The sequence below is a fragment of the Erwinia sp. E_sp_B01_1 genome, assembly GCF_036865545.1.
GTDB lineage: Bacteria > Pseudomonadota > Gammaproteobacteria > Enterobacterales > Enterobacteriaceae > Erwinia.
This window is the reverse complement of record NZ_CP142208.1, coordinates 802,081-829,069: the sequence shown is the minus strand read 5'-3', so window position 1 is coordinate 829,069 and position 26,989 is coordinate 802,081. Positions and strand designations below refer to the sequence as shown.

Genomic DNA, 26,989 nt, shown 5'->3' with positions numbered 1-26,989 from the left:
TAAAAAACCCGCGCCAATGCGCGGGTTTTTTTATGCCCGTAGCACTGACAAAGTAAACACGACAAGGATTAACCCAATGAGCCAACAAGTTATTATTTTCGATACCACTCTGCGTGATGGCGAACAGGCGTTACAGGCCAGCCTGAGTGTGAAAGAAAAACTGCAGATTGCTCTGGCGCTTGAGCGTATGGGCGTGGACGTGATGGAAGTCGGCTTCCCTATCTCCTCCCCTGGTGACTTTGAATCCGTTCAGACCATTGCCCGTCAGGTTAAGAACAGTCGTGTTTGTGCTCTGGCCCGCTGCGTTGAAAAAGATATTGATGCCGCCTATGAAGCGCTGCGTGTGGCTGAGGCCTACCGCATTCACACCTTCCTGGCGACTTCACCGATGCATATCGCCACCAAATTACGCAGCACCCTGCCGGAAGTGATTGAGCGCGCGGTTACAATGGTAAAACGTGCCCGCAATTACACCAATGACGTCGAATTCTCTTGTGAAGACGGTGGCCGTACCCCGATTGACGATCTGTGCCGCGTGGTGGAAGCCGCTATCAATGCTGGCGCCACCACCATCAATATTCCGGATACGGTCGGTTACACCCTGCCAGAAGAGTACAGCAACATTTTTGCTCAGCTGCGTAACCGCGTGCCTAACATCGATAAAGCTATTCTGTCTGTGCATACCCATGATGACCTGGGCATGGCCACCGGTAATGCGGTAGCTGCCATTCAGGCTGGCGCACGTCAGGTTGAAGGAACGATTAACGGTCTGGGTGAGCGTGCCGGTAACTGTTCACTGGAAGAAGTGATTATGGCGATCAAAACCCGCCATCAGCTGATGAACCTGCATACCAACATCAATCATCACGAAATTTACCGCACCAGCCAGATGGTCAGCCAGATTTGTAATATGCCGATCCCGGCAAATAAAGCCATTGTCGGTACCGGGGCGTTTGCTCACTCTTCTGGTATCCACCAGGACGGCGTGCTGAAAAATCGTGAAAACTACGAAATCATGACCCCGGAATCAATCGGCCTGAATAAAGTGCAGTTGAACCTGACTTCTCGCTCTGGCCGTGCAGCAGTGAAGCACCGCATGGATGAGATGGGTTACAAAGAGAATGACTACAGCCTGGACAATCTGTACGACGCCTTTCTGAAACTGGCCGATAAGAAAGGTCAGGTCTTTGACTACGATCTGGAGGCGCTGGTGTTTATTAACAAGCAAAACGAAGAGCCTGAGTATTTCCACCTGGATTACTTCAGCGTGCAGTCTGGTTCAAGCGTGATGGCTACCGCCTCGGTGAAACTGGCCTGTGGCGAAGAGGTGAAATCTGAAGCGGCAACCGGTAACGGTCCTGTCGATGCGGTCTATCAGGCCATCAACCGTATCACCGAGTTTGATACAGAACTGGTGACCTACCAGCTGACGGCAAAAGGCCAGGGTAAAGATGCGCTGGGTCAGGTTGATATCGTGGTGAATTACAATGGGCGCAAATTCCACGGCGTGGGTCTGGCAACGGATATCGTGGAATCCTCAGCCAAAGCGATGATCAATGCCCTGAATAATATCTGGCGTGCCCGTCAGGTTGAGCAGGAACTGCAGCGTAAATCTCAAACCAAAGATCAAAAGGAAGCGGTGTAATGATGTCAGGGACCTATCATATAGCTGTATTGCCCGGTGACGGAATCGGGCCGGAAGTGATGGCGCAGGCCAGCAAAGTGCTGACCGCCGTTCGTGAGCGCTTTAACATGCGCATCACCACCAGCGAATATGACGTTGGCGGCATCGCCATCGATCGTCACGGTGAACCGCTGCCGCAGGCGACAGTCGTTGGTTGCGAGCAGGCAGACGCGATCCTTTTTGGTTCTGTAGGCGGCCCGAAATGGGAACATTTACCGCCAGCGGAACAGCCAGAGCGTGGGGCATTGCTGCCGCTGCGTAAGCACTTCAAACTTTTCAGCAATCTGCGCCCCGCCAGCCTGCATCAGGAGCTGGAAGCCTTCTGCCCACTGCGCAGCGACATTGCGGCCAAAGGCTTTGATATTCTGGTGGTGCGTGAGCTCACCGGCGGCATCTACTTTGGTCAGCCAAAAGGGCGTGAAGGCAGCGGCCAGCACGAACGGGCTTTCGATACCGAGGTTTATCACCGTTTTGAAATCGAGCGTATCGCACGTATTGCTTTTGAATCCGCGCGTAAACGCCGGAACAAAGTGACCTCGATTGATAAAGCAAATGTGCTGCAATCCTCCATTCTCTGGCGCCAGATAGTGAACGAAGTGGCGAAAGACTATCCGGATGTTGAACTGGCTCATATGTACATTGATAACGCCACCATGCAGTTAATCAAGGAGCCGTCGCAGTTTGACGTGATGCTTTGCTCCAATCTGTTCGGCGATATCCTCTCCGATGAATGTGCAATGATCACCGGTTCAATGGGGATGCTGCCTTCTGCCAGCCTGAACGAGCAGGGTTTCGGCCTGTACGAACCAGCGGGCGGTTCCGCCCCGGATATTGCAGGTAAAAATATTGCCAACCCCATCGCCCAGATCCTGTCGCTGTCACTGCTGTTACGCTTCAGTCTGGATGCCGCAGACGCGGCAGATGCGATTGAGCATGCCATCAGCCGTGCGCTGGCGGAAGGCTACCGCACCGGAGATTTAGCCGGTAACGGTGAGTCCATCAGCACCGAGGAAATGGGTTCGATCATTGCCCGGTTTATTCGCGAAGCCTGAATATGAAAACATTATACGAGAAGCTGTTTGATGCGCATGTGGTGAAAGAATCGCCAGACGAAACCCCGCTGTTGTACATCGACAGGCATCTGGTTCATGAGGTGACCTCGGCGCAGGCCTTTGATGGTCTGCGGGCGCATGGACGCCCGGTACGTCAGCCGTCTAAAACTTTTGCCACTATGGATCACAACGTCTCCACCCAGACGCGTGATATCAATGCCAGCGGCGAGATGGCCCGTATCCAGATGTCGATGCTGATCAAAAACTGTGAAGCTTTTGGCGTACGGTTGTATGACCTGAAACACCCTTTCCAGGGCATCGTGCATGTCATTGGCCCTGAACAGGGACTGTCGCTGCCTGGCATGACCATCGTCTGCGGCGACTCGCACACTTCCACACACGGTGCCTTTGGCGCTCTGGCCTTTGGCATCGGGACTTCAGAGGTGGAACATGTGTTAGCTACCCAGACTCTGAAGCAGTCACGTGCCAAAACCATGAATATTGAAGTCACGGGGCACACGGCACCGGGCATCACGGCTAAAGATATTGCGCTGGCGATTATCGGTAAAACCGGCAGCGGCGGCGGCAATGGTCACGTCGTGGAGTTCTCTGGCCCGGCGGTGGAAGCGTTGAGCATGGAAGGTCGTATGACCCTGTGCAACATGGCGATTGAGTTAGGGGCTAAGGCTGGCCTGGTCGCGCCAGATGACACGACTTTTGACTACGTCAAAGGCCGACAGTTTGCGCCGAAAGAGGCGGCCTGGGATGAAGCCGTCGCTTACTGGCGTACGCTGAAGTCTGACAGCGATGCCCACTTCGATAGAGTGGTGCGGCTGGATGCAGCAGATATTGCCCCGCAGGTAACCTGGGGTACCAATCCCGGCCAGGTGATTGCCGTCAATGAGTGTATTCCCGATCCGGCTTCATTCAGCGATCCGGTGGAGCGGGCTTCCGCTGAAAAAGCGCTGGCGTATATGGATCTTAAGCCCGGCATTAAGCTGACCGACGTCCGGATTGATAAAGTGTTTATTGGCTCCTGCACTAACTCACGTATCGAGGATTTACGGGCCGCGGCAGCAGTGGTGAAAGGTCATACCCTCGCACAAGGTGTTCAGGCCTTTGTGGTGCCTGGCTCCGGGCCGGTAAAAGCGCAGGCTGAAGCTGAAGGGCTGGATAAGATCTTCCTGGATGCCGGTTTTGAGTGGCGTCTTCCCGGTTGCTCTATGTGCCTGGCGATGAACAACGACCGCCTGAACCCTGGCGAACGCTGCGCCTCCACCAGCAACCGCAACTTTGAAGGCCGTCAGGGCCGGGGTGGCCGCACCCATCTCCTGAGTCCGGCCATGGCAGCAGCAGCAGCCGTCGCCGGACATTTTGCCGACATTCGCGAACTGATTTAAGGAGCCGGTATGGCAAAGAAATTTACCCGACACACTGGCATCGCGGTACCGATGGATGCTGCTAACGTAGACACGGATGCGATCATTCCTAAGCAGTTCCTGCAGATGGTCACGCGCACCGGATTCGGCCGCAACCTGTTTTATGACTGGCGTTATACCGATGCCGAAGGCCAGATCCCTAATCCGGAATTTGTGCTGAACAAGCCGGCGTTTCGCGGTGCCAGTATTATGCTGACCCGTGAGAATTTCGGCTGTGGTTCTTCGCGTGAACACGCGCCCTGGGCACTGACCGACTACGGTATTCAGGCGATTATCGGCAGCGATTTTGCCGATATTTTTGCCAACAACTCTTTTAACAACCAGCTTCTGCTGGTGACATTAAGTGAAGCGGAAGTTGAAGAGTTGTTCCAGCTGGTAGCCAGCGAACCTGGCGTCAGTATCACCGTAGATCTGGAGCAGCAGGAAGTGGTGGCAGGTGAAAAACGTTACGCCTTCAGCATTGACGGCTTTCGCCGCCACTGCCTGATCAACGGACTGGATAATATTGGTCTGACGCTACAGCATGATGCTGATATCACCGCGTATGAGCAAAAACAGCCGGCCTTTCTGCGCTGATGATCTTAGAGGGAGGAGGCAACGCTTCCCTCTGCTTTCCCCTTCTTACCGCGCCCGTTTATGCCTAAACGTCTTTGACTTTTGCCGACATCGCCAGCGCCCCCAGTGACAGCACCAGCGCCGCCCAGTAGACGGAGTAATGGCCAAAAGTCTCAGCCAGCGCCCCCTGGACTATGCCCGCCACAATTACGCCGGTTGAAATACTGTTGGTAAACAGCGTGGTTGCAGCACCAGGCCGACCCGGCATCAGATCCTGGAAATAGAGCATGCCAATCCCGGCGACAATACCGATAAAGATCGCATTAAATATCTGTAAAACCAGCAGAGCAGTTTTGGACTGGAACAGCACCAGACCGAGGTAAAATACCGTCCCGGCAGCCACCGCAAACAGCATCATCTTGCGCTTGCCGAAACGCTTAACGTAATGTCCGGCCAGCAGCATAGCCGGAATTTCCAGACCCGCTGCCACCCCCATCAACAGCCCGGCCAGACGATCTGGCAACCCAAGAACGCTGGTGATATACAGCGGCATATCAATGATATACATGGTATTGCAGGTCCACATCAGTAGCGACGCCAGGAACAACAGCCTGACATCCCTGCTCTTCCAGGCACTGACCTGGGTAATCACCACTTCAGGCGACTGCGCCACGCGCGGAACTGAAGGCAGCGCGAACCAGATCAACGCAATACAGACCACAAACAGCCCGGCGGCGATAACAAACATGGTGGTGAAACCGTAATTCAACGCCAGCGCAAAGGAGAGGGGCGGTCCTATAACCCAGGCCAGCGACAATTGCGCCCGCATCACCGAGCTGAACATCACCACTTCCCGCGCGGAGCTGTCGGCATACTCCCTCGCCAGGGCAAATATTTGCGGCATTGAAACGCTGGCCAGCGCGGAAAGCAGCACGCCAAAGGTAATCAGCGTCAGATAGTCGCGATTGAAAGCAAACAGCAGCGCATTGCCGATCGCCATCAGGCAGCAGAACAGGATCAGCATTCGCCGGTCGCCCTGGTTATCCGATCGCTTCGCCAGCAGGATACTGACCGCAATACCGGCGATGGCATTTACGGTGTAAAACAGCCCAACCCAGAAGGGGCGAACAGCAACTTCGCGGGTCAGAAACAGGCTCAACGTTGGCGCCTGAAGGGCACCGGCTACCCCAATCATAAAAGAGACAGCCATAAAGGCGAGATAAACAGGGTTGATACGACGACGGCGTGTGAGAAGCGATTTCATGCCTGATCCTTCAAGGAGAAAGGTCGCCACAGGTGTGGTTCGACAAACAGCAAGCATAGAAGAAAACACGAGCCAGCGAAAAAAGCCAGCAGGACAGGCCCCGCTGGCTGGTGAAAACGCACCATACTCAGAATTGAAAAAGATGACAGAGCGCCATTCAAAGAATGTCTCCCGCTCTTTCATCTACAGTGATTATCATCCTAAAATAAGGCAGAAAAAACAGGCTGATTTTCAATAAGGGTTCCTCTTTTATGTCTTCTGCCCGCTTACAACAGCAGTTTATCCGGCTCTGGCAATGTTGCGAAGGTCAGTCGCAGCACACCACCCTGAACGATCTGGCGGTGCAGTTAAGCTGTTCACGGCGTCATATGCGTAATTTACTCAACGCGATGCAGGAGCAAGGCTGGCTGGAGTGGCGGGCTGAAGCGGGCCGGGGAAGACGTTCCACACTCAATTTCCTTTATACGGGTCTGGCTTTACAGCAGCAGCGGGCTGAGGAGTTACTGGAGCACGATCGCGTGGATCAACTGGTGCAGCTGGTCGGCGATAAAAATACCGTCCGGCAGATGCTTATCTCGCACCTGGGGCGCAGTTTCCGTCAGGGGAAACATATCCTGCGCGTGCTTTACTACCGCTCCCTGCTGAATTTGCTGCCCGGTACCCCGCTCCGGCGGTCAGAAAGCCACCTCGCCCGGCAGATTTTCAGCAGCCTTACGCGGATAAATGAGGAAAACGGGGAAATCGAACCGGATATCGCCCACCACTGGCAGCAGCTCAATCCGCTCCACTGGCGGTTTTATTTACGCCCGGCGATCCATTTCCATCATGGCCGCGAACTGGAGATGGCCGATGTTATCGACTCGCTTCAGCGCCTGACCGCTCAGCCTCTTTACTCGCACCTTGAGCGCATCGACTCCTCTGCTTCCTGGACACTGGATATTCACCTTACGCAGCCCGATCGCTGGCTGCCCTGGCTGTTGGGCAGCGTCAGCGCGATGATCCTGCCGCAGGAGTGGCCACAACTGCCTGATTTCGCCCGTCATCCGGTGGGGACCGGGCCTTATGCGGTGGTGCGCAATCAGCACTCCCAGTTGAAGATCCGGGCTTTCGATGACTATTTTGGCTATCGGGCGCTGATCGATGAGGTGAATATCTGGGTACTACCCGAAATCAGTGAAGAACTGATCATTTCCGGGGTCAAGCTTGAGGGAAACAGCCAGGAAGAGAAGTCGGAAGAGAGCCGGCTTGAAGAGGGTGGCTATTTCCTGCTGTTCGATCAGCGTTCAGAGCGGGGAAGCAATGAGGAAATCCGCCGCTGGGTCAGCAGATTATGCAACCCGATAGCGCTGCTGAACCTGGCAGGCGTCGCCTACCAGCATTACTGGTTCCCGGCTTATGGTCTGCTGCCACGCTGGCATCATCGCCAAACCGTGTCAGCCAGCGAGAAACCCGCAGGACTCACCTCTCTGACCCTGACCTTTTACAAGGATCATATTGAACATCAGGGCATTGCCAATACGCTTCGTCCCCTGCTGGCTGCTGAAGGCGTCGAACTGATCGTCAATCAGGTGGAGTATGATCTCTGGCATCGTGGCGAGGCGGAAAGCGATCTCTGGCTGGGCAGCGCTAACTTTACTCTGCCGCTGGAGTTCTCTCTTTTCGCCCTGCTGTATGAAATTCCTCTGCTCCGCCATTGCGTGCCGCTGGACTGGGAAAAGGACGCGCAGCGCTGGCGTGAAAACACTCTGCCGCTGGCCGACTGGAGTAAGCAGTTGATCACTTCATGCAGCCTGCATCCGCTGTTTCATCACTGGCTGCTGCTGGAAGGCCAGCGCAGTATGCGTGGGATCAGAATGAACACGCTCGGCTGGTTTGACTTCAAATCCGCCTGGTTTTTACCTCCTGAATCATGACGCTTTCGCTACAGCCGGGAAATCACTAGAATAGGCCGTTCTCAACGGGGTGCATTTGCGGTGTGATACGGCAAAGGCTGAGACAGACCCGTCGAACCTGATCCGGATAATGCCGGCGTAGGGATTTGAGAGTGTTTTGCCTACTCAGATCCTTTGCGACTACCCTTTTCAAGGAACGCGAAGTGTTGAAAAAATTATTGCCTCTGCTGATCCTCACCACCCTCCCTGCTTTTGCCGCTAAACCTGTGTTGACGGTCTATACCTACGATTCGTTCTCCGCCGACTGGGGGCCTGGCCCGGCGATCAAGAAAGCCTTCGAAGCCCGTTGCGGATGCGAACTGAAATATGTCGCGCTGGAAGATGGCGTTTCCCTGCTTAACCGTCTGCGGATGGAAGGCAAAAAGAGCAAAGCTGACGTGGTACTGGGGCTGGATAATAATCTGCTGGATGCGGCAGAGAAAACCGGCCTGTTTGCTGAAAGCCAGGTCGACACCAGCAATACCACCGTGCCGGGCGGCTGGAGCAACAAAACCTTTGTCCCTTATGACTACGGCTGGTTCGCCTTCGTTTACGATAAAACCAGACTGCAAAATCCGCCGAAAAGCCTGAAGGAGCTGGTGGAAACCGATCGTCCCATTAAGGTCATCTACGAGGATCCGCGCACCAGCACGCCAGGACTGGGTCTGCTGCTGTGGATGCAGAAAGTCTTTGGCGACCAGACGCCGGAAGCCTGGCAGAAACTGGCGAAGAAAACCGTCACCGTCACCAAAGGATGGAGCGAGGCCTACGGGCTGTTCCTGAAAGGTGAAGGCGATATGGTGCTGAGCTATACCACTTCACCCGCTTATCATCTGATTGAAGAGAAAAAAACTCAGTATGCCGCGGCTGACTTCAGCGAAGGTCACTATCTGCAGGTGGAAGTTGCCGGACAGCTTAAAAGCAGCCAACAGCCGGAACTGGCTGAGAAATTCATGAAATTCATGCTGGATAAGCCCTTCCAGGAGAGTATTCCGACCGGCAACTGGATGTATCCGGTAGTGAAAAGCACGCTGCCAGCCGGGTTCGACACCCTGACCGTTCCGGCTAAAACTCTGCAATACACCCCGCAGGAAGTGGCCAGCCAGCGTAGCCAGTGGATAAGTGCATGGCAACGCGCCCTCAGCCGCTGATTGCTGGCTGGATGGTGCCCGGCGCACTGGCAGCCACGCTGCTGGTCGCCGTGGCGCTGCTGGCCTTCAGTGCGCTGTGGCTGAATGCCCCGCAGATCCAGTGGCTGGATCTCTGGCAGGATGACTATCTCTGGCACGTGCTGCGCTTTTCCTTCTGGCAGGCCTTTCTCTCTGCCGTGCTGGCCGTTGGCCCGGCGATCCCGCTTGCCCGTGCGCTTTACCGGCGACGCTTCCCCGGGCGGGAAACGCTGCTGCGCCTCTGTGCAATGACCCTGGTTTTGCCGGTGCTGGTCGCCGTCTTCGGCATTCTCAGCGTCTATGGACGTACCGGCTGGCTGGCCGCCCTTTGTGCGCTGATCGGCATCCCTTATACCTTCACTCCCTATGGTCTGCAGGGCATTCTGCTGGCCCATGTTTTCTTTAACCTGCCACTGGCGGCACGTCTGTTGCTTCAGGCGCTGGAGCAAATCCCCGGCGAGCAGCGCCAGCTGGCGGCACAGCTTGGCCTGCGCGGCTGGCATCACTTTTCCGTGGTGGAATGGCCCTGGCTACGCCGGCAAATCCTGCCCGCCGGCGCGCTGATTTTTATGCTCTGCTTTGCCAGCTTTGCTACCGTGCTCTCACTGGGCGGCGGCCCGAAAGCCACCACCATCGAGCTGGCCATCTTCCAGGCGCTGAATTTCGATTACGATCCCGGTCGCGCGGCGTTACTGGCGATGATTCAGATGATTTGCTGCCTCGGGCTGGTGATGCTGAGTCAGTGGCTGAGTAAAGCCATCCCCTCCGGTACGGCCAGCATCAATGGCTGGCGCAATCCTGAAGATAGCTGGCAGGCGCGGATCTGGGATGCCTTGCTCATCCTCTGCGCGCTGATTCTGCTGTTGCCGCCGCTGTTAGCTGTGATTGTTGATGGATTCAATCCCGGCCTGGTCAGCGTGCTGCAACAGCCCGCGCTGTGGCAGGCCACCTTCACCTCAGTACGCATTGCGCTGGGTGCAGGCCTGCTCTGTGTGCTTCTGACGATGATGCTGCTGTGGAGTAGCCGTGAACTGCGCCTTCGCCAGCGTCGCTTTCTGGGACAGTCAGTTGAACTCAGTGGGATGCTGATTCTGGCGATGCCGGGAATAGTGCTTGCTACCGGCTTTTTTCTGCTGCTGAACGCCACTGTGGGTCTGCCCGACGCTGCCGATGGTATCGTCATCTTTACCAATGCGCTGATGGCGATTCCCTACGCGATGAAGGTACTGGAAAACCCGTTAAGAGACATCGCTGAACGTTACAACCGGTTGTGTCAGTCGCTGGATATCAGGGGCTGGAACCGGCTGAAGCTGATTGAGTTACGGGCGCTGAAAGGCCCGCTGGCTCAGGCGCTGGCGTTTGCCTGCGTGCTGTCGATTGGGGACTTCGGCGTGGTGGCGCTTTTTGGCAACGAAGATTTCCGCACGCTGCCGTTTTATCTTTACCAACAGATAGGTTCCTACCGCAGTCAGGAAGGGGCCGTCACGGCTCTGCTGTTGCTGCTGCTCTGTTTCCTGCTCTTTACCCTGATCGAAAAACTGCCGGGACGTCATGATAACACTCACTAATTTAACCTGGCTGTATCACCATCTGCCGATGCGCTTCTCGCTGAGCATGCAGGCGGGAGAAAGGCTCGCGATCCTGGGGCCAAGCGGCGCAGGAAAAAGTACCCTGCTGAGCCTGATTGCCGGTTTTCTGGAAAGTAACAGTGGAAGCCTGTTGCTGGAGGGGAAAGAACACAGCCATACGCCGCCCGCTAAAAGGCCGGTCTCTATGCTGTTTCAGGAGAATAACCTCTTCCCTCACCTCACCGTGGCGCAGAACATTGGCCTGGGCTTAAACCCCGGCCTGAAGCTGAATCAGCAGCAGAAGCAGGCATTGCAGGAGATTGCCCGCCGCGTTGGGCTGGAGAGCTGCCTGCAACGCCTGCCAGCCCAACTTTCAGGCGGGCAGCGACAGCGTGCTGCTCTCGCTCGCTGCCTGGTACGCCAGCAGCCCCTGCTGCTTCTGGATGAGCCTTTTTCGGCGCTGGATCCTGCGCTGCGTAAAGAGATGCTCCAGCTGGTGGATGAAGTCTGTCAGGAGCGTAATATCACCCTGCTGATGGTCTCGCACAGTATTGAAGATGCCGCGCGGATAGCGCCACGCAGCATGCTGATTGTTGACGGCAGGGTTTACTGGGATGGCAGCACGGACAAGCTGCTGAAAGGCGAAGTGGCTGAGGCCGCCGTGCTCGGCATCAGCGTCCGATAAATACCTGCGACAATAACTGGCGGAATATCGGCATCATCGGATGGAATTGCAGGGCAACAAAGCTGGCGACGGCAATCCCCATCATCAGCGGAGCCAGCCAGCGCAGGCGGCTCAGTGGCAGAAAAGCCGAAGCCCAGTCGGACTGCTTTTTAGCACGAAGCCAGCGCCAGCACAGCCAGACGCCCAGCCATACCACCAGCGCAACCGCCAGCAACAGCCATTTAAACATGCTGCTGTTGGCATCTTTTGGCACATCAATCGCCACGCCGGCCAGAATTCCCGGCAACAGGTAGAGCGGCGGCCAGAGCACGCAGCCAATAATGTTGGGTGGAATAAACTTCTTTACCGGCAGTTCAAGCATACCGGCCACCAGCGGGATCAGCGGACGCGTTGGCCCAACAAAGCGTCCGACAATAATGGTGAACATGCTGTGCTGATGCAGGGCATGCTCGGTTTTATCCATCAGCCCCTGATGTTTTTTGATAAACGACCACCGGTGCAGCGGCCCTTTGAAATGCCAGCCGATCAGATAGGAGATCCAGTCGCCCACCAGACAGCCCACCGTTCCGGCCAGCCAGGCGGGATACAATCCGATCTGCCCGCTGCCAATCAGGGCACCAAATGAAGCCATCAGCACGGTGCCCGGAAGCAACAGGCCGACCAGCGCCAGAGATTCGAAAAAGGTGATCAGCCCAACAGCCAGCAAGGACCAGGCAAGTGATTGCGTTATAAGGTGTTGCAGCCAGGCTTCCATACTTTCCACACTTTTATATGATTAAGGTCGGATTGTCCTGAGACACCCGTGATCCGTCAAGGCCTGTTTTGTATGGAAGCCTGTCAGCCTCGCAGCACCCTCTAAGCACTGTATAAATAAACATGCTATAATTGGTTATTGATCCAGCGACAAGGCTTTCAGGTGAACGACGCACGCGCAGGCTTTCTGCTTACACGCCACTGGCGGGACACGCCTTCAGGGACTGAAGTGGTACTTTGGCTGGCTACAGACAGTGGCCCGCAAAGAGTGGTGCTGCCACCGCAGGAGTCCGTGGCCTTTATTCCACAGGAGTATCAGGCCCAGGCTGAAGCGCTGCTGAAACAGGAGCGTAATATCCGCTTTGCACCTCTGGAGCTGAAAGATTTTCGCCAGCGGCCAGTGGTGGGGCTCTATTGCCGACAGTATCGTCAGCTACAAAAGCTGGAGAAGCTGCTGCGAGAAAACGGCGTGATGGTTTATGAAGCCGATGTGCGGCCACCGGATCGCTTTCTGATGGAGCGGTTTATCACCTCCCCCGTGTGGTTCAGCGGCCAGCCGCAGGGTAACAGCCTGGTCAACGCCCGTTTAAAACCCCATCCCGATTACCGCCCTCCTCTGAAGTGGGTCTCGCTGGATATTGAAACCACCCGCCACGGCGAATTGTACTGCATCGGACTTGAAGGATGCGGCCGCCGGGATGTCTATATGTTAGGCCCGGAAAATGCCGATGCCAGCAAGCTGGATTTCAATCTGGAGTATGTCTCCAGCCGGCCACAGCTGATGGAAAAGCTCAACGAGTGGTTCCTGCAACACGACCCTGATGTACTGATTGGCTGGCACGTAGTGCAGTTCGATCTTCGCGTACTGCAAAAACACGCCGATCGTTACGGCATTCCCCTGCGGCTTGGCCGCAATAATGAGCCGCTGGAGTGGCGTGAACACGGCTTCAAGCCTGGCGTCTTCTTTGCCCAGGCCACCGGCAGATTGCTGATCGACGGTATCGAAGCGCTGAAATCCGCCTTCTGGAATTTTGACTCTTTCAGCCTGGAAGCCGTTTCGCGGGAATTACTGGGCGAAGGCAAAGCGATCAATAATCCCTGGGACAGAATGCAGGAAATCGAGCAGCGCTTTGCGGAAGATAAACCGGCCCTCGCGCTCTACAACCTGAAAGACTGTGAGCTGGTAACGCGCATTTTCCAGCACACTCAGCTGATGCCGTTCCTGCTGGAACGCTCCTCGGTAAACGGCTTGCCGGTGGATCGTCATGGCGGTTCAGTGGCGGCTTTCGGTCATCTCTATCTTCCCCGTATGCACCGCGCCGGTTTTGTCGCGCCAGGTCTGGGCGAGGTGGCACCGGAGGCAAGCCCTGGCGGCTACGTGATGGATTCCCGCCCTGGCCTGTATGACTCGGTACTGGTGCTGGATTACAAAAGCCTCTATCCCTCTATCATCCGGACTTTTCTGATCGACCCTGTCGGACTGGTTGAAGGTCTGGCACATCCCGATGATAAGGAGTCGGTCAGCGGCTTTAAAGGCGCACGCTTCTCCCGCACCACCCATTGTCTGCCGGAGATTGTGAACCAAATCTGGCAGGGGCGTGAGGCGGCCAAAAAACAGGGCAACAAACCGCTTTCTCAGGCGCTGAAAATTATCATGAATGCCTTTTATGGCGTGCTGGGCACCAGCGCCTGCCGCTTTTTCGATCCCCGCCTTGCTTCCTCAATCACCCTTCGCGGCCATGAAATTATGCGCCAGACCAAAGAGCTGGTAGAAGCCGAAGGTTATGACGTGATTTATGGCGACACGGACTCCACCTTTGTCTGGCTGAAAACACCCCATGATCAGCAGGCAGCCGCGGCGATTGGCCAGCATCTGGTGCAAAAGGTCAATGCCTGGTGGCGTCAGCATCTTGAGCAGGAGTATGGGCTGGAAAGCGCGCTGGAGCTGGAGTTTGAAACCCATTTCAGCCGCTTCCTGATGCCGACCATTCGCGGGGCCGAACAGGGCAGCAAGAAACGCTATGCCGGCCTGATCGTCGAAGGCGACACGGAGCGCATGGTGTTTAAAGGGCTGGAGACGGTCCGCACCGACTGGACGCCGCTGGCACAGGATTTCCAGCAGGAGCTCTACCGCCGGATTTTCAAGAAATTGCCCTACCAGGATTACATCAGGGAAACGGTACGCCAGCTACTTGATGGCGAGCTGGACGATCGGCTGATCTATAAAAAGCGATTGCGCCGTCCCCTGAATGATTATCAACGTAACGTGCCGCCCCACGTGCGTGCCGCCAGGCTGGCCGATGAGCAGAACGAGAAACTTGGCCGCCCTCTGCAGTATCAAAATGGCGGTAAAATTCGCTATGTCATGGCGACGTCCGGACCGGAACCGCTGGAAGCCAGGATCACCCCGCTGGATTACGATCACTACCTTACGCGACAGCTTCAACCGGTAGCTGAGGGAATATTGCCTTTCCTGCAGGATGACTTTGCTACACTGGTAACAGGTCAGTTGGGTCTTTTTTGACAGGTGACGAACGCATCACCTTCCAGTACCATAGCATCCCTCCTGAATCAGAATTTTTGTGCCGGGCACTGAGTGCCGGGCCGCCGAGCTATTGCCTGCTATAACCTCTAAGAGAATCGAGCCGAATATCTATGCCTTTTACACTTGGTCAACGCTGGATCAGCGATACGGAAAGCGAATTGGGATTGGGCACTATCGTCGCGGTGGACACGCGCATGGTGACTGTGCTTTTCCCCGCCACCGGCGAAAACCGTCTTTATGCCAGAAATGATTCTCCTATCACCCGCGTAATGTTTAACCCGGGCGACACCATTACCAGTCATGAAGGCTGGCAGCTTGAAGTGGAAGACGTCTCCACCGAAAACGGCCTGATGACCTATACGGGTACCCGCCTTGATACCGGCGAAACTGACGTGGTAATGCGCGAAGTGATGCTCGACAGCAAGCTGGTGTTCAGCAAGCCTCAGGATCGCCTGTTTGCCGGCCAGCTTGACCGTATGGATCGCTTCGCCCTGCGTTTTCGCGCGCGCAAGTACCAGAGCGAACAATACCGTTTGGCGATCAGCGGCCTGCGCGGCATGCGCACCAGCCTGATCCCTCACCAACTGCATATCGCCCATGATGTGGGTCGCCGTCACGCTCCCCGCGTTTTACTGGCCGATGAAGTGGGCCTGGGTAAAACCATTGAAGCCGGGATGATTATTCATCAGCAACTGCTGGCAGGCCGTGCCGAGCGCGTGCTGATCGTGGTGCCTGAAACACTGCAGCACCAGTGGCTGGTTGAGATGCTGCGCCGCTTTAACCTGCGCTTCGCGCTGTTTGATGATGAGCGTTATGCGCAGGCACAGCTCGACAGCGACAATGCGTTTGAAACCGAACAGCTGGTGATCTGCTCCCTCGACTTCGTACGCCGTAATAAACTGCGTCTGGAGATGATGGCTGATGCCTCATGGGATCTGCTGATTGTTGATGAAGCTCACCACCTGGCCTGGGATGAGGGTCAGCCAAGTCGTGAGTATCAGGTTATTGAGCAGCTGGCCGAAAACATCCCTGGCGTACTGCTGTTAACAGCAACGCCGGAACAGCTGGGGATGGAGAGCCACTTTGCGCGTCTGCGCCTGCTGGATCCGGATCGTTTCCATGACTTTGCCGCCTTTGTTGAAGAGCAGCAGCATTTCCGTCCGATTGCGGATGCCGTAACTGGCCTGCTGGCTGATAAATCTATCAGCCAGGATGAGATGAACATGCTGAGCGATCTGGTGGGCGAGCAGGACATTGAACCTCTGCTGCAAACCGCCAACAGCGATCGCGAAGGCAAGCTGGACGCGCGCCAGGAACTGATCAGCATGCTGATGGATCGCCACGGCACCAGCCGCGTTCTGTTCCGTAACACCCGTAACGGTGTGAAAGGCTTCCCGAAACGTGAACTGCATCAGATCCGTTTGCCTCTGCCAACGCAGTATCATACGGCGATCAAAGTCTCCGGCATCATGAGCGCGCGTAAATCCGTTGATGAACGCGCACGCGATATGCTTTATCCGGAACAGATTTATCAGGAATTTGAAGGCGACAGCGGCACCTGGTGGAACTTTGATCCCCGCGTGGAGTGGCTGATGGGCTTCCTGACCAGCCACCGCGATCAAAAAGTGCTGGTGATCTGTGCCAAAGCAGCGACCGCGTTGCAACTGGAACAGGTTCTGCGTGAGCGGGAAGGGATCCGCGCGGCGGTATTCCATGAAGGTCTGTCAATTATCGAACGCGACCGCGCATCTGCCTGGTTTGCTTCTGAAGACGACGGTGCTCAGGTGCTGCTCTGTTCCGAAATCGGTTCCGAAGGCCGTAACTTCCAGTTTGCCAACCAGATGGTAATGTTCGATCTGCCGTTTAACCCGGACCTGCTGGAGCAGCGTATTGGTCGTCTGGATCGTATCGGTCAGGCGCACGACATCCAGATCCATGTGCCTTACCTGGAAAAAACCGCTCAGTCGGTGCTGGTGCAGTGGTATCACGAAGGACTGGACGCGTTTGAGCACACCTGCCCGACTGGTCGCACCATATATGACAAAGCTTACACCCAGCTGATCGAATACCTGGCTTCACCAGAAAATACCGAAGGGCTGGAAACCTTTATCGCCGACTGCCGTAAGCAGCATAACGCGCTGAAAATCCAGCTTGAACAGGGCCGCGATCGTCTTCTTGAGCTGAACTCCAACGGTGGCGAAAAAGCCCAGGCGCTGGCAGAGAAGATTGGCGAGCAGGATAACGATATTGAACTGGTGAACTTTGCGCTCAACCTGTTTGATATCGTCGGGATTAACCAGGAAGATCGCAGCGACAATCTGATTGTCCTGACCCCTGGCGATCACATGCTGGTACCGGATTTCCCTGGTCTGCCGGAAGATGGCTGCACCATCACCTTCGATCGGGGCCAGGCGCTTTCCCGTGAAGATGCCCAGTATGTGACGTGGGAGCATCCGATCATCCGTAACGGACTGGATTTGATCCTCTCTGGCGACACCGGAAGCTGCGCGCTGTCACTGCTGAAAAACAAAGCCCTGCCGGTGGGCACCCTGCTGGTTGAGCTGATCTACGTGGTGGAGGCTCAGGCGCCTAAGCATCTGCAACTGACCCGCTTCCTGCCGCCTACTCCGGTGCGGATGCTGGTGGATCGCAAGGGTACCAATCTTGCCGCTAAGGTCGAGTTTGAGAGCTTCAACCGTCAGTTAAATGCCGTCAACCGCCATACTGGCAGCAAACTGGTGAATGCGGTGCAGCAGGATGTGCATGCGATCCTGAAGCTGGCAGAGGATGAAGCGGCGGCACAGGCCAGGGAGGTGATCGACGTTGCCCGTCAGGAAGCCGATGAAAAACTCAGTGCAGAACTGTCACGCCTGGAAGCTTTAAGCGCCGTTAACCCGAACATCCGTCAGGATGAAATTGACGCGCTGGAGAGTAATCGTGAACAGGTTCTGTCAGCGCTGAACGAAGCTGGCTGGCGTCTCGACGCGCTGCGCCTGATTGTCGTAACGCATCAGTAACTCAACATGGGGCGGCGTGAGCCGCCCCTGACAGGCAACAAGATGGAACCCTATAACCCACCGCAGGATCCCTGGCTCCATATCCTTTATCAGGATGAGCACATTATCGTGGTCAATAAACCCAGTGGGCTGCTCTCTGTCCCCGGGCGACCCGAAGAGCATAAAGACAGTGTGATGACCCGAATCCAGCGCGATTTCCCTGCTGCGGAGTCGGTCCACCGTCTGGATATGGCCACCAGCGGCGTGATGGTGGTGGCGTTAACCAAAGCCGCAGAGCGGGAGCTTAAGCGCCAGTTCCGCGAGCGGGAACCGCAAAAAACCTATATCGCGCGGGTCTGGGGACATCCTGAACAGGAAAAGGGCCTGGTGGATCTTCCGCTGATTTGCGACTGGCCCAACAGGCCGAAGCAGAAAGTCTGCTTTGAAACGGGGAAGTCAGCGCAGACTGAATATCTGGTGCTGGAGTATGAAGCAGATAACAGCGCTCGCGTGCAGTTAAAACCTATTACCGGACGTTCACACCAGTTAAGGGTGCATATGCTGGCGCTGGGCCATCCGATTCTGGGCGATAACTTTTATGCTCACGACGCAGCGAAAGCTATGGCACCGCGCCTGCAACTGCATGCCGAGATGCTTACTGTCACCCACCCGCACTACCAGACGCCCATGACCTTCCGGCAACCTGCCGATTTTTAACGTAAAAAAGGGACGAAATGATTCGTCCCTTTTAGCTTGTTGACCCGGTGCAGGCTCAGGGAGCATATGCCTCTCACAAAGACGCAAAAAGCGCCATCCCTGCCAGCTCAGCACGGGCCGTCCATGGCCCGTGATGCTTTGTTCAAGGCATATGCTCCCATCGCTTCGGGTTCGCCAGCAATATTCATCTTCTGCTGTAGCGGAATAACGCCCTTGCAGACGTCAGCCGCGCAGTGCGATCACTTAAAGCCTTTCTCATTCTTAATCAGGTCCCAGGCAGCCTGGATTTCCTGCGCTTTCTGCTTGGCCATTTCCATCATCTGGGGTGGCAAGCCTTTAGCCACCAGCTTGTCCGGATGGTGCTCGCTCATCAGTTTGCGATAGGCGCGTTTGATGGTGGTGGCATCATCGCTGCTTTTCACTCCCAGAACGCTACAGGCATCTTCCAGCGTAGGACCGCGGCGCGCCTGGCCAAAGCCCCCCTGCGAACCCGCGCTCCCCTGATACTGACCGCCGCCAAACTGCTGGCCGCCTTCCATCATTCGCAGGAACTGATCGAACTGCGCATGAGAAATGCCCAACTCTTCCGCAATAACGTAGAGGACCTGCCGCTCTTTTGGATGCAGGGAACCATCCGCAAACGCCGCCTGTATCTGAATCTCCAGAAACATTCTGATCAGGTCAAAACGACCAAAGCAGGCGCTACGCAGCTCACGCAGCTTGCTGCGTAAAGGATAGTCACCCTCTTTGCCTTCACGGAAAGCACGCTGAGCCGAAGTTCTGGCTTCGCCATGCAGCTGCATACGATCCATCAGCATTGAAGCCATCTGAATATCGGCATTGGTGACACGGCCTTTTGACTTGGTCAGATGACCCATCACCTGAAAGGTGGTACGGAAAAAGAGCGTCTGCCTGGTCTGCTGATTGGCAAAATAGCCCTGTCCCTGAACGGAACGCGCTTTATCGATCAGATGACCTATCAGCAGGCCAAACGCTATGCCCCAAAAGCCGGTGCCGCTCAACAAACCGAGCACAAGGCCAATTACTTTTCCCCAATAGCGCATATACTCCTCATTTCGCCATGCTCAAGGCTAAAAATTGCATTATCATACCTGTCATTTATCTCAGAGCCTAACGGCAACGCGGTCAAACATCAGAAGAAACCCTTTCACTTTCGCTCTGGCAATATGAAAGATGAAGGGTATAACACTAGCGCAACGCAGTTGAGTACGTTAGTCTCTGAACCGTTTGTCGGCATGATGCCTGCTATCACGGAATTTTCGATACCGCGTATGAAAAAACGATTACCTACTTTGCTGGCCACGCTTATCGGCACAGCGCTTTACAGCCAGCAGGGTCTGGCCGACGACCTCGCATCACAGTGTATGCTGGGTGTGCCAAGCTACGATCGTCCTCTGGTGCAGGGAAAAAATACCAATGACCTGCCGGTAACGATCAATGCAGATAAGGCCAAAGGCAATTACCCGGACAATGCTGTCTTCACCGGCAATGTCGATATCCAGCAGGGTAACAGCCGTATGCTCTCTGACGAGGTTCAGCTGCATCAGAAACAGCAGCCGGGTCAGACGACGCCTGTGCGTACCGTGGATGCGTTAGGTAATGTGCACTATGACGACAATCAGGTCATCCTGAAAGGTCCGAAAGCCTGGTCAAACCTGAACACCAAAGATACCAACGTCTGGGACGGTGAGTACCAGATGGTAGGCCGCCAGGGGCGCGGTACTGGCGATCAGATGAAACTGCGCGGCCAGAATCGCTATACCATTCTTGAAAATGGGACCTTCACTTCCTGTCTGCCCGGCAATAACAGCTGGAGCGTTGCAGGAACCGAAGTGATCGAAGACCGTGAAGAGCAGGTTGCAGAAATCTGGAACGCCCGCTTTAAAATCGGTTCGGTGCCGGTGCTGTACAGCCCCTATCTGCAACTGCCCATTGGCGACCGTCGTCGTTCAGGCTTCCTGATCCCAAATGCCAAATATGGCAGTTCCAACGGTTTTGAGTTCTTACTGCCCTATTACTGGAACATTGCACCTCAGGCCGATGCCACCATTACGCCTCACTATATGAGTGAACGTGGACTGCAGTGGCAGAATGAATTCCGTTATCTGTCCAAAGCCGGTGCCGGCCTGATGGAATTTGATTACCTGCCGGGTGACGATCAGTACGACAAAGATCACCCTGCTGATAAAGATACCAACCGCTGGTTGTTCTACTGGAAGCACTCAGGTGTGTATGACCAGAACTGGCGCTTCAACATTGATTACACCAAGGTCAGCGATCCTTACTACTTTACCGATCTGGATTCTACCTACGGTAACTCGACCGACGGCTACGTCACGCAAAAATTCAGTATCGGCTATGCCGAGAAAAACTGGGATGCCACGCTGTCGACCAAGCAGTTCCAGATCTTCTCCACCAACGCCTCACGTGATGTTTACCGTGCTGAGCCGCAGTTCGACTTTAACTACTACCAGAATGACGTTGGCCCGTTTGATACGCATCTCTATGCTCAGGCGGTAAAATTTACCAATGTTAATGAACAGTATCCGGATGCGACCCGTCTGCACCTGGAACCGACCATTAACCTGCCGATGTCAAACGGTTGGGGAAGCCTGAATACCGAAGCCAAATTGCTGGCTACGCATTATCAGCAGGATGATATTGAATACTGGAACAGCCTGAGCAGCAGCAGGGACAACCAGCTGAAGAGCAGCGTGAACCGCGTGATGCCGCAGTTCAAGGTTGATGGCAAGATGGTGTTTGACCGCGATATGGACTGGTCTCAGGGCTACACGCAGACGCTGGAACCGCGCATGCAGTACCTCTACATCCCTTATCGCGATCAGAGCGATATCCGCGCTTATGACTCCACGCTGCTGCAAAGTGACTACACTGGTCTGTTCCGCGACCGCACCTACAGTGGTCTGGATCGCATCGCTTCAGCGAACCAGGTAACCAGCGGCGTCACCACGCGAATTTTTGATAACGATCTGGTTGAACGTTTTAACGCTTCTGTAGGTCAAATCTACTCGTTTACTCCATCTCGTACCGGTCTGGAAGATGTGGATAGCGACGATCGTGGCAGCCTGGTGTGGGCCGGTGATACCTATTACAGGATCAGCGACCGCTGGAGCACCCGGGGTGGCATCCAGTATGACACACGCCTTGATAATATTTCGCAGGGCAATGCCGTACTGGAATACCGCCGTGATGCCGACCGTATGGTGCAGCTGAACTACCGCTATACCAGCCCGGAATATATTGAGCAGACGTTAACCCGGATCAGAAACCCAGGCTATCAGGATGGGATTTCGCAGGCAGGTGTGACGGCAAGCTGGCCGATTGCCGACGCCTGGTCGGTGGTAGGCGCATGGTATTACGATACCAAAGCAAAACAGCCTGCCGATCAGCTGCTTGGTGTGCAGTACAGTTCCTGCTGCTACGCCATCCGTCTGGGTTACGAACGCAAAATCACCAGTTGGGAAGACGACCAGAGTAAGTACGACAATAAAATTTCGTTCAACATTGAGCTACGTGGCCTGAGTCCTTCTTATAGCCTCGGCACCGGTCAAATGCTGCGTCAGGGCATTCTGCCTTATCAGCGCTCTTTCTGATGTTGTGATTATGTTTATGCAAACCCGCAGTGCGGATAGAAGAATGGAAAAAGTATGAAGAACTGGAGAATGCTGATCCTTGGTGCAGCGCTGACGGCCAACACCGCGTTTGCAGCCCCGCAAGTTGTTGATAAAGTCGCCGCTGTGGTAAATAACGGCGTGGTTTTAGAGAGTGATGTCGACGGGATGTTGCGGTCGGTTAAAGGTCAGGCACAGCAGGCTGGTCAACAGCTTCCCGATGACAAAACGCTGCGTCATCAGATTGTTGAACGCCTGGTGATGGACAATATCCTGCTGCAAATGGCTAAACAGGGCGGCGTGCAGATTACTGACGCTCAGCTGGATCAGGCAATTGGCAATATCGCGGCTCAGAACAAAATGTCTGCCGATCAGTTACGTAGCCGTCTGGCCTATGACGGCATGAACTACGGCACTTATCGCGAGCAGATCCGTAAAGAGATGACCATTGCTGAAGTGCGTAACAATGAAGTGCGTCGTCGCGTCACTATTCTGCCTCAGGAAGTGGACTCACTCTCTAAGCAGGTTGCCTCACAAAACAATGCCAGCACGGAACTGAACCTCAGCCACATTCTTCTGCCACTGCCAGAAAACCCGACTCAGCAACAGGTTGATGACCAGGAAATCCTGGCGAAGCAGCTGGTAAGTCAGGGCAAAAACGGCGCTGACTTTGGCAAGCTGGCGATCACCTATTCTGCAGATCCTCAGGCGCTGAAAGGCGGCAACATGGGTTGGGGTAAAATTCAGGAACTGCCCTCTCTGTTCGCTCAGGCCCTGGTCACCGCGAAGAAAGGCGATATCATCGGTCCCATTCGTTCAGGCGTAGGTTTCCACATCCTGAAGGTCAACGATGTGCGCGGCGACAGCCAGAACATTTCGGTAACCGAAGTGCATGCCCGTCATATTCTGCTTAAGCCTTCACCGGTAATGACTGATGAGCAGGCGCGTCAGAAACTGGAGCAGGTTTCAGCTGAAATCAACAGCGGAAAAACCACCTTTGCTGAAGCGGCTAAACAGCTTTCTCAGGATCCTGGCTCTGCAAATCAGGGCGGCGATCTGGGCTGGAGTTCTCCGGAGATGTATGACCCGGCCTTCCGTGATGCGCTGATGAAAATGAAAAAAGGCCAGCTCAGCACGCCGGTTCACTCCTCCTTCGGCTGGCACCTGATTCAGTTGCTGGACACCCGTCAGGTGGACAAAACTGATGCGGCGCAGAAAGAGCGTGCTTACCGTTTGCTGTTCAACCGTAAGTTTGCAGAAGAAGCACAGACCTGGATGCAGGAGCAACGTGCTTCAGCCTACGTGAAAATTTTGGATCCTAATGCTCAGTAACGTACGCGTTGTGATCACTCCCGGCGAACCTGCCGGGATTGGTCCCGATGTCACCCTTCAACTGGCCCATCGCGACTGGCCAGTTGAACTGGTGGTGTGTGCCGATCCAGCTTTGCTGCGCGAGCGTGCGGCAAAGCTGGGTTTACCCCTGACGCTGAGAGAGTACCAGCCCGGCGTGGCAGCCCGGCCGCAAACTGCGGGCACCCTTACCGTGCTGCCCGTGGCCACTCCGGAGCCGGTCAGAGCCGGAGAGCTCTGTGTGGCAAACAGCCATTACGTGCTGGAAACCCTGGCCCGTGCCTGCGATGGCTGCCTGAACGGCGAATTCGCCGCGTTGATTACCGGCCCGGTCCATAAGGGCGTGATCAACGATGCGGGCATTCCCTTCAGCGGGCATACCGAATTCTTTGCAGAGCGTGCCCAGTGCGAGCGTGTTGTCATGATGCTGGCGACAGAAGAGCTGCGCGTTGCTCTGGCTACCACGCACCTGCCGCTGAAAGCGGTGTCTGATGCTATTACCCGCGAAAGCCTGCACGAAGTAATCGGCATTCTGCATGCCGACCTGAAAAGTAAGTTCGGTCTGGCTTCTCCGCATATTTTCGTCTGCGGTCTGAATCCTCATGCGGGCGAAGGTGGGCACATGGGACGGGAAGAGATTGATGTGATCATCCCGGCGCTGAACGAACTCCGTCAGCAGGGCATGCAACTGACCGGCCCTTTACCGGCTGATACCCTGTTCCAGCCTAAATATTTACAGCATGCCGATGCTGTCCTGGCGATGTATCACGACCAGGGTTTACCGGTGCTAAAATATCAGGGATTCGGGCGTGCGGTGAATATCACCCTCGGCCTGCCCTTTATCCGTACCTCCGTTGACCACGGCACCGCCCTTGAACTGGCTGGTCTGGGTAACGCTGATGCGGGCAGCTTTGTTACGGCGCTTAACCTCGCCATCACCATGATCAAGAGCAGTAATGAATAATCGCGTTCACCAGGGCCACTTCGCCCGCAAACGTTTCGGACAGAACTTCCTTAACGATAAGTACATCATCGACAGCATTGTTTCCGCTATTCACCCGCAAAAAGGTGAGGTTGTAGTGGAAATTGGTCCCGGCCTGGCCGCGTTAACCGAACCGGTTGGCGAGCGTCTGGACGCCATGACGGTGATTGAAATTGACCGCGATCTGGCGGCCCGTCTGCAGACGCACCCGTTTCTGGGTCCCAAGCTGACCATTTTCCAGCAGGATGCCATGACCTTTGATTTCGCAGAGTATGCCCGCGAAAAAGGTCAGTCATTGCGCGTGTTTGGTAACCTGCCTTACAACATCTCCACGCCGTTGATGTTCCACCTTTTCAGCTATACTAACTCAATCAAAGATATGCACTTCATGCTGCAGAAAGAGGTGGTAAACCGGCTGGTGGCAGGTCCGGGCAGCAAGGCCTATGGCCGTCTGACCGTTATGGCGCAATATTTCTGCCAGGTTATCCCGGTGCTTGAAGTGCCGCCAGAATCTTTTACCCCACCGCCAAAAGTGGAGTCAGCCGTGGTGCGTTTGATGCCGCATGCTAACATCCCTAATCCGGTGCAGGATTTACGTGTTCTCAGCAGGATCACTACAGAAGCCTTTGGTAAGCGTCGCAAAACGCTGCGCAACAGCCTGGGGCATCTGTTCACGCTTGAGACACTGCAGGAGTTGAACATCGACCCGACCCTACGGGCGGAAAACATCTCTGTGGCGCAATATTGCCAGTTAGCCAACTGGCTTTCTGCGCATCCCCAGACGCAGGAGAACCAGAACTGATGAGCGATACGCCCCGTGTTTGTGTCCATGTACAGAGTGCTTTTATCCCTTCGCAATCTGTGCCTGAAGAAGAACGTTATGTTTTTGCTTATACCGTCACAATACGCAATCTGGGGCGTGCCGCCGTTCAACTGCTGGGCCGTTACTGGCTGATTACCAATGGTAATGGGCGTGAAACTGAAGTTCAGGGAGAAGGTGTGGTGGGTGAACAGCCGCATATCGAACCCGGCAACGAGTTTCAGTACACCAGCGGTGCCGTTCTCGAAACCCCAATGGGTACCATGCAGGGCCATTACATAATGATCGACAGTGAAGGCGAAACCTTTCAGGTCGACATCCCGGTGTTCAGGCTGGCCATCCCCAGCCATATCCATTAATTTATCTGATTACGCAGACAGTGCCTGAAGCTTTCAGGCATAGCGGTGATTGCCGCGTCTGTCGCCTTTGCCTGGGAAGGTTACATGAGCACATATCTGATCGGTGACATCCACGGATGCTACGATGAACTTCACTCTCTGCTGCAACAGGTTGATTTCGATCCGGTGCAGGACACCCTCTGGCTGACAGGCGATCTCGTCGCACGCGGGCCAGGTTCTCTTGATGTTCTGCGCTATGTTCGATCGCTGGGTGAGTGTGTGCGTCTGGTTCTGGGCAATCACGACCTGCACCTTCTGGCTGTCTTCGCCGGCATCAGTCGCAATAAACCCAAGGATCGCCTCACCCCTTTGCTGGAAGCAGAGGATGCGGATGAGCTGATCAACTGGCTGCGGCGCCAGCCCTTGCTGCAGGTTGATGAAGAGAAGAAGCTGGTGATGGCGCACGCCGGGATCACCCCTCAATGGGATATTGAGACGGCAAAAATGTGTGCCCGTGAAGTTGAAGCGGTGTTATCGAGCGATACTTATCCGCTGTTCATTGATGCCATGTACGGAGATATGCCGAATAACTGGTCACCGGAACTCACTGGTCTCGCCCGTTTACGCTTCAGTACCAATGCGCTTACGCGGATGCGTTTCTGTTTCCCTAACGGGCAGCTGGATATGATCTGCAAAGATACGCCAGAAACGGCGCCTCCGCCGCTGAAACCCTGGTTCACTATACCGGGGCCGGTCGCCAGCGATTACACCATAGTCTTTGGTCACTGGGCTTCGCTGGAAGGTAAAGGCACGCCGGAAGGCATTATCGGGCTGGATACGGGATGCTGCTGGGGGGAAACCTGACGATGCTGCGCTGGGAGGACAAGGCGTGGTTCGTGCAGCCTTCCAACCGTGAAAGAGCACTGGAAGCGTAAAAGAGAACAGGGCGATATCGCCCTGTTTTTTTATCAGCGACGGTCGAGAATTTCGAAACAGTAGCTGTGGGTATTTTTTTCATCCGCATCATGGAATTCACTGAAGGTCGATTGCCACTCTTCCGGTTCGAAATCCGGAAAAACGGTATCGCCAACCACTTCAGCGTCAATATGCGTCAGGTAGAGACGGTCAGCACGCGGTAACAGCTGCTCGTAGATACGGCCACCGCCGATCACCATGATCTCTTCAACCTCACCGGCTGCCTGCAAGGCTTCTTCCACCGAGGTCACCCAGGTTGCTCCTTCTGCATCGCCAGGGTTGCTGCTGATGACAATATTCTTTCTTCCCGGCAGCGGGCGCCCTATGGACTCCCAGGTACGGCGTCCCATAATCACAGGTTTGTTCAACGTGTGACGTTTAAACCAGGCCAAATCGGCTGGCAGGTGCCACGGCATGGCATTATCCATACCAATAACACGGTCGGCCGCCATGGCCGCAATCAGGCTTATCATTTTAGAAACTCAGCAAGGTGTAAAATTGGCGCCATCATAC

At 55.2% G+C, this 26,989-nt stretch carries 21 protein-coding genes, 1 pseudogene and 1 riboswitch; of the genes and pseudogenes, 18 read left to right on the top strand and 4 right to left on the bottom strand.

Annotated elements, in window-relative coordinates:
- The first annotated feature begins 76 nt into the window (after nt 1-76).
- From leuA to leuD, 4 genes are read left to right on the top strand one after another with little or no spacing between them, the layout of a single operon-like run.
- Entirely contained in the window at nt 77-1,645 is a 1,569-nt protein-coding gene (gene leuA / locus VRC33_RS03925; RefSeq protein ID WP_338576902.1) for a 2-isopropylmalate synthase, read from the top strand.
- A gap of 2 nt (nt 1,646-1,647) precedes the next feature.
- Entirely contained in the window at nt 1,648-2,736 is a 1,089-nt protein-coding gene (leuB, locus tag VRC33_RS03920; protein WP_338564027.1) for a 3-isopropylmalate dehydrogenase, read from the top strand.
- A 2-nt stretch (nt 2,737-2,738) separates the two neighbouring features.
- Nucleotides 2,739-4,136, top strand: a complete 1,398-nt coding sequence (gene leuC / locus VRC33_RS03915) for a 3-isopropylmalate dehydratase large subunit (RefSeq protein WP_338561044.1) — start codon at nt 2,739-2,741, stop codon at nt 4,134-4,136.
- 9 nt (nt 4,137-4,145) lie between these two features.
- Nucleotides 4,146-4,751 (top strand): 3-isopropylmalate dehydratase small subunit, encoded by a 606-nt coding sequence (gene leuD, locus VRC33_RS03910; RefSeq protein ID WP_338561042.1) that lies wholly within the window; start codon nt 4,146-4,148, stop codon nt 4,749-4,751.
- 64 nt (nt 4,752-4,815) lie between these two features.
- On the opposite strand, the gene VRC33_RS03905 is transcribed toward leuD, so the two are convergent.
- Complete coding sequence (locus VRC33_RS03905; protein WP_338561040.1) at nt 4,816-5,994, bottom strand: sugar efflux transporter; 1,179 nt, start codon at nt 5,992-5,994, stop codon at nt 4,816-4,818.
- Between VRC33_RS03905 and VRC33_RS03900 the strand changes: the two genes are divergently transcribed.
- The 5 genes from VRC33_RS03900 to thiQ all read left to right on the top strand — a co-directional run bounded on the left by VRC33_RS03900 (nt 5,993) and on the right by thiQ (nt 11,347).
- Complete coding sequence (locus tag VRC33_RS03900; RefSeq protein ID WP_338561038.1) at nt 5,993-6,232, top strand: hypothetical protein; 240 nt, start codon at nt 5,993-5,995, stop codon at nt 6,230-6,232. The genes VRC33_RS03905 and VRC33_RS03900 overlap by 2 nt on opposite strands.
- A 13-nt stretch (nt 6,233-6,245) precedes the next feature.
- On the top strand, nt 6,246-7,907 hold the full coding sequence (gene sgrR / locus VRC33_RS03895) for an HTH-type transcriptional regulator SgrR (RefSeq protein WP_338561033.1): 1,662 nt from the start codon (nt 6,246-6,248) through the stop codon (nt 7,905-7,907).
- A 35-nt stretch (nt 7,908-7,942) separates the two neighbouring features.
- A riboswitch (TPP riboswitch) is annotated at nt 7,943-8,049 on the top strand.
- 40 nt (nt 8,050-8,089) lie between these two features.
- Nucleotides 8,090-9,076, top strand: coding sequence for a thiamine ABC transporter substrate binding subunit (thiB, locus tag VRC33_RS03890; RefSeq protein WP_338561031.1), 987 nt, complete (start codon nt 8,090-8,092; stop codon nt 9,074-9,076).
- Nucleotides 9,052-10,662, top strand: a complete 1,611-nt coding sequence (gene thiP / locus VRC33_RS03885) for a thiamine/thiamine pyrophosphate ABC transporter permease ThiP (protein WP_338561029.1) — start codon at nt 9,052-9,054, stop codon at nt 10,660-10,662. Before thiB ends, thiP begins: the two co-directional genes overlap by 25 nt.
- Nucleotides 10,646-11,347, top strand: a complete 702-nt coding sequence (thiQ, locus tag VRC33_RS03880; protein WP_338561027.1) for a thiamine ABC transporter ATP-binding protein ThiQ — start codon at nt 10,646-10,648, stop codon at nt 11,345-11,347. Before thiP ends, thiQ begins: the two co-directional genes overlap by 17 nt.
- On the opposite strand, the gene VRC33_RS03875 is transcribed toward thiQ, so the two are convergent.
- A complete protein-coding gene (locus VRC33_RS03875) occupies nt 11,334-12,101 on the bottom strand; it encodes a DedA family protein (protein WP_338561025.1) in 768 nt (255 codons plus the stop codon). The genes thiQ and VRC33_RS03875 overlap by 14 nt on opposite strands.
- Before the next feature lie 162 nt (nt 12,102-12,263).
- Here VRC33_RS03875 and polB point away from each other — a divergent pair, with 162 nt between their 5' ends.
- The 3 genes from polB (at nt 12,264) to rluA (ending at nt 18,358) form a co-directional block, all read left to right on the top strand.
- Complete coding sequence (gene polB / locus VRC33_RS03870; RefSeq protein WP_338561023.1) at nt 12,264-14,624, top strand: DNA polymerase II; 2,361 nt, start codon at nt 12,264-12,266, stop codon at nt 14,622-14,624.
- A gap of 131 nt (nt 14,625-14,755) precedes the next feature.
- On the top strand, nt 14,756-17,662 hold the full coding sequence (gene rapA, locus VRC33_RS03865; protein WP_338561021.1) for an RNA polymerase-associated protein RapA: 2,907 nt from the start codon (nt 14,756-14,758) through the stop codon (nt 17,660-17,662).
- Nucleotides 17,663-17,704: 42 nt separating this feature from the next.
- Entirely contained in the window at nt 17,705-18,358 is a 654-nt protein-coding gene (gene rluA, locus VRC33_RS03860) for a bifunctional tRNA pseudouridine(32) synthase/23S rRNA pseudouridine(746) synthase RluA (RefSeq protein WP_338561019.1), read from the top strand.
- 239 nt (nt 18,359-18,597) lie between these two features.
- Here the strand turns inward: rluA and djlA are convergent, their stop codons facing one another.
- Nucleotides 18,598-19,422: a co-chaperone DjlA gene (djlA, locus tag VRC33_RS03855; protein WP_338567511.1), complete on the bottom strand. Its 825-nt coding sequence runs from the start codon at nt 19,420-19,422 to the stop codon at nt 18,598-18,600.
- A 192-nt stretch (nt 19,423-19,614) separates the two neighbouring features.
- On the opposite strand from djlA, the gene lptD reads away from it, so the two are divergent.
- The 6 genes and pseudogenes from lptD to apaH all read left to right on the top strand — a co-directional run bounded on the left by lptD (nt 19,615) and on the right by apaH (nt 26,436).
- Nucleotides 19,615-21,993, top strand: a complete 2,379-nt coding sequence (gene lptD, locus VRC33_RS03850; RefSeq protein ID WP_338564025.1) for an LPS assembly protein LptD — start codon at nt 19,615-19,617, stop codon at nt 21,991-21,993.
- 54 nt (nt 21,994-22,047) lie between these two features.
- Nucleotides 22,048-23,343, top strand: a complete 1,296-nt coding sequence (gene surA, locus VRC33_RS03845) for a peptidylprolyl isomerase SurA (protein ID WP_338561017.1) — start codon at nt 22,048-22,050, stop codon at nt 23,341-23,343.
- Nucleotides 23,333-24,325, top strand: a complete 993-nt coding sequence (gene pdxA, locus VRC33_RS03840; RefSeq protein WP_338561015.1) for a 4-hydroxythreonine-4-phosphate dehydrogenase PdxA — start codon at nt 23,333-23,335, stop codon at nt 24,323-24,325. Before surA ends, pdxA begins: the two co-directional genes overlap by 11 nt.
- Entirely contained in the window at nt 24,318-25,145 is an 828-nt protein-coding gene (rsmA, locus tag VRC33_RS03835) for a 16S rRNA (adenine(1518)-N(6)/adenine(1519)-N(6))-dimethyltransferase RsmA (RefSeq protein ID WP_338561013.1), read from the top strand. The genes pdxA and rsmA overlap by 8 nt, the downstream gene beginning before the upstream one ends.
- On the top strand, nt 25,145-25,522 hold the full coding sequence (gene apaG / locus VRC33_RS03830; protein WP_338561011.1) for a Co2+/Mg2+ efflux protein ApaG: 378 nt from the start codon (nt 25,145-25,147) through the stop codon (nt 25,520-25,522). The genes rsmA and apaG overlap by 1 nt, the downstream gene beginning before the upstream one ends.
- A gap of 84 nt (nt 25,523-25,606) precedes the next feature.
- Nucleotides 25,607-26,436, top strand: a pseudogene (gene apaH, locus VRC33_RS03825) (bis(5'-nucleosyl)-tetraphosphatase (symmetrical) ApaH).
- A gap of 33 nt (nt 26,437-26,469) precedes the next feature.
- On the opposite strand, the gene folA reads toward apaH, so the two are convergent.
- Nucleotides 26,470-26,949 carry a type 3 dihydrofolate reductase gene (gene folA / locus VRC33_RS03820; protein WP_338561009.1) on the bottom strand — a complete coding sequence of 160 codons (480 nt, stop codon included), beginning with the start codon at nt 26,947-26,949 and terminating at the stop codon, nt 26,470-26,472.
- Between the last annotated feature and the right edge of the window lie 40 nt (nt 26,950-26,989).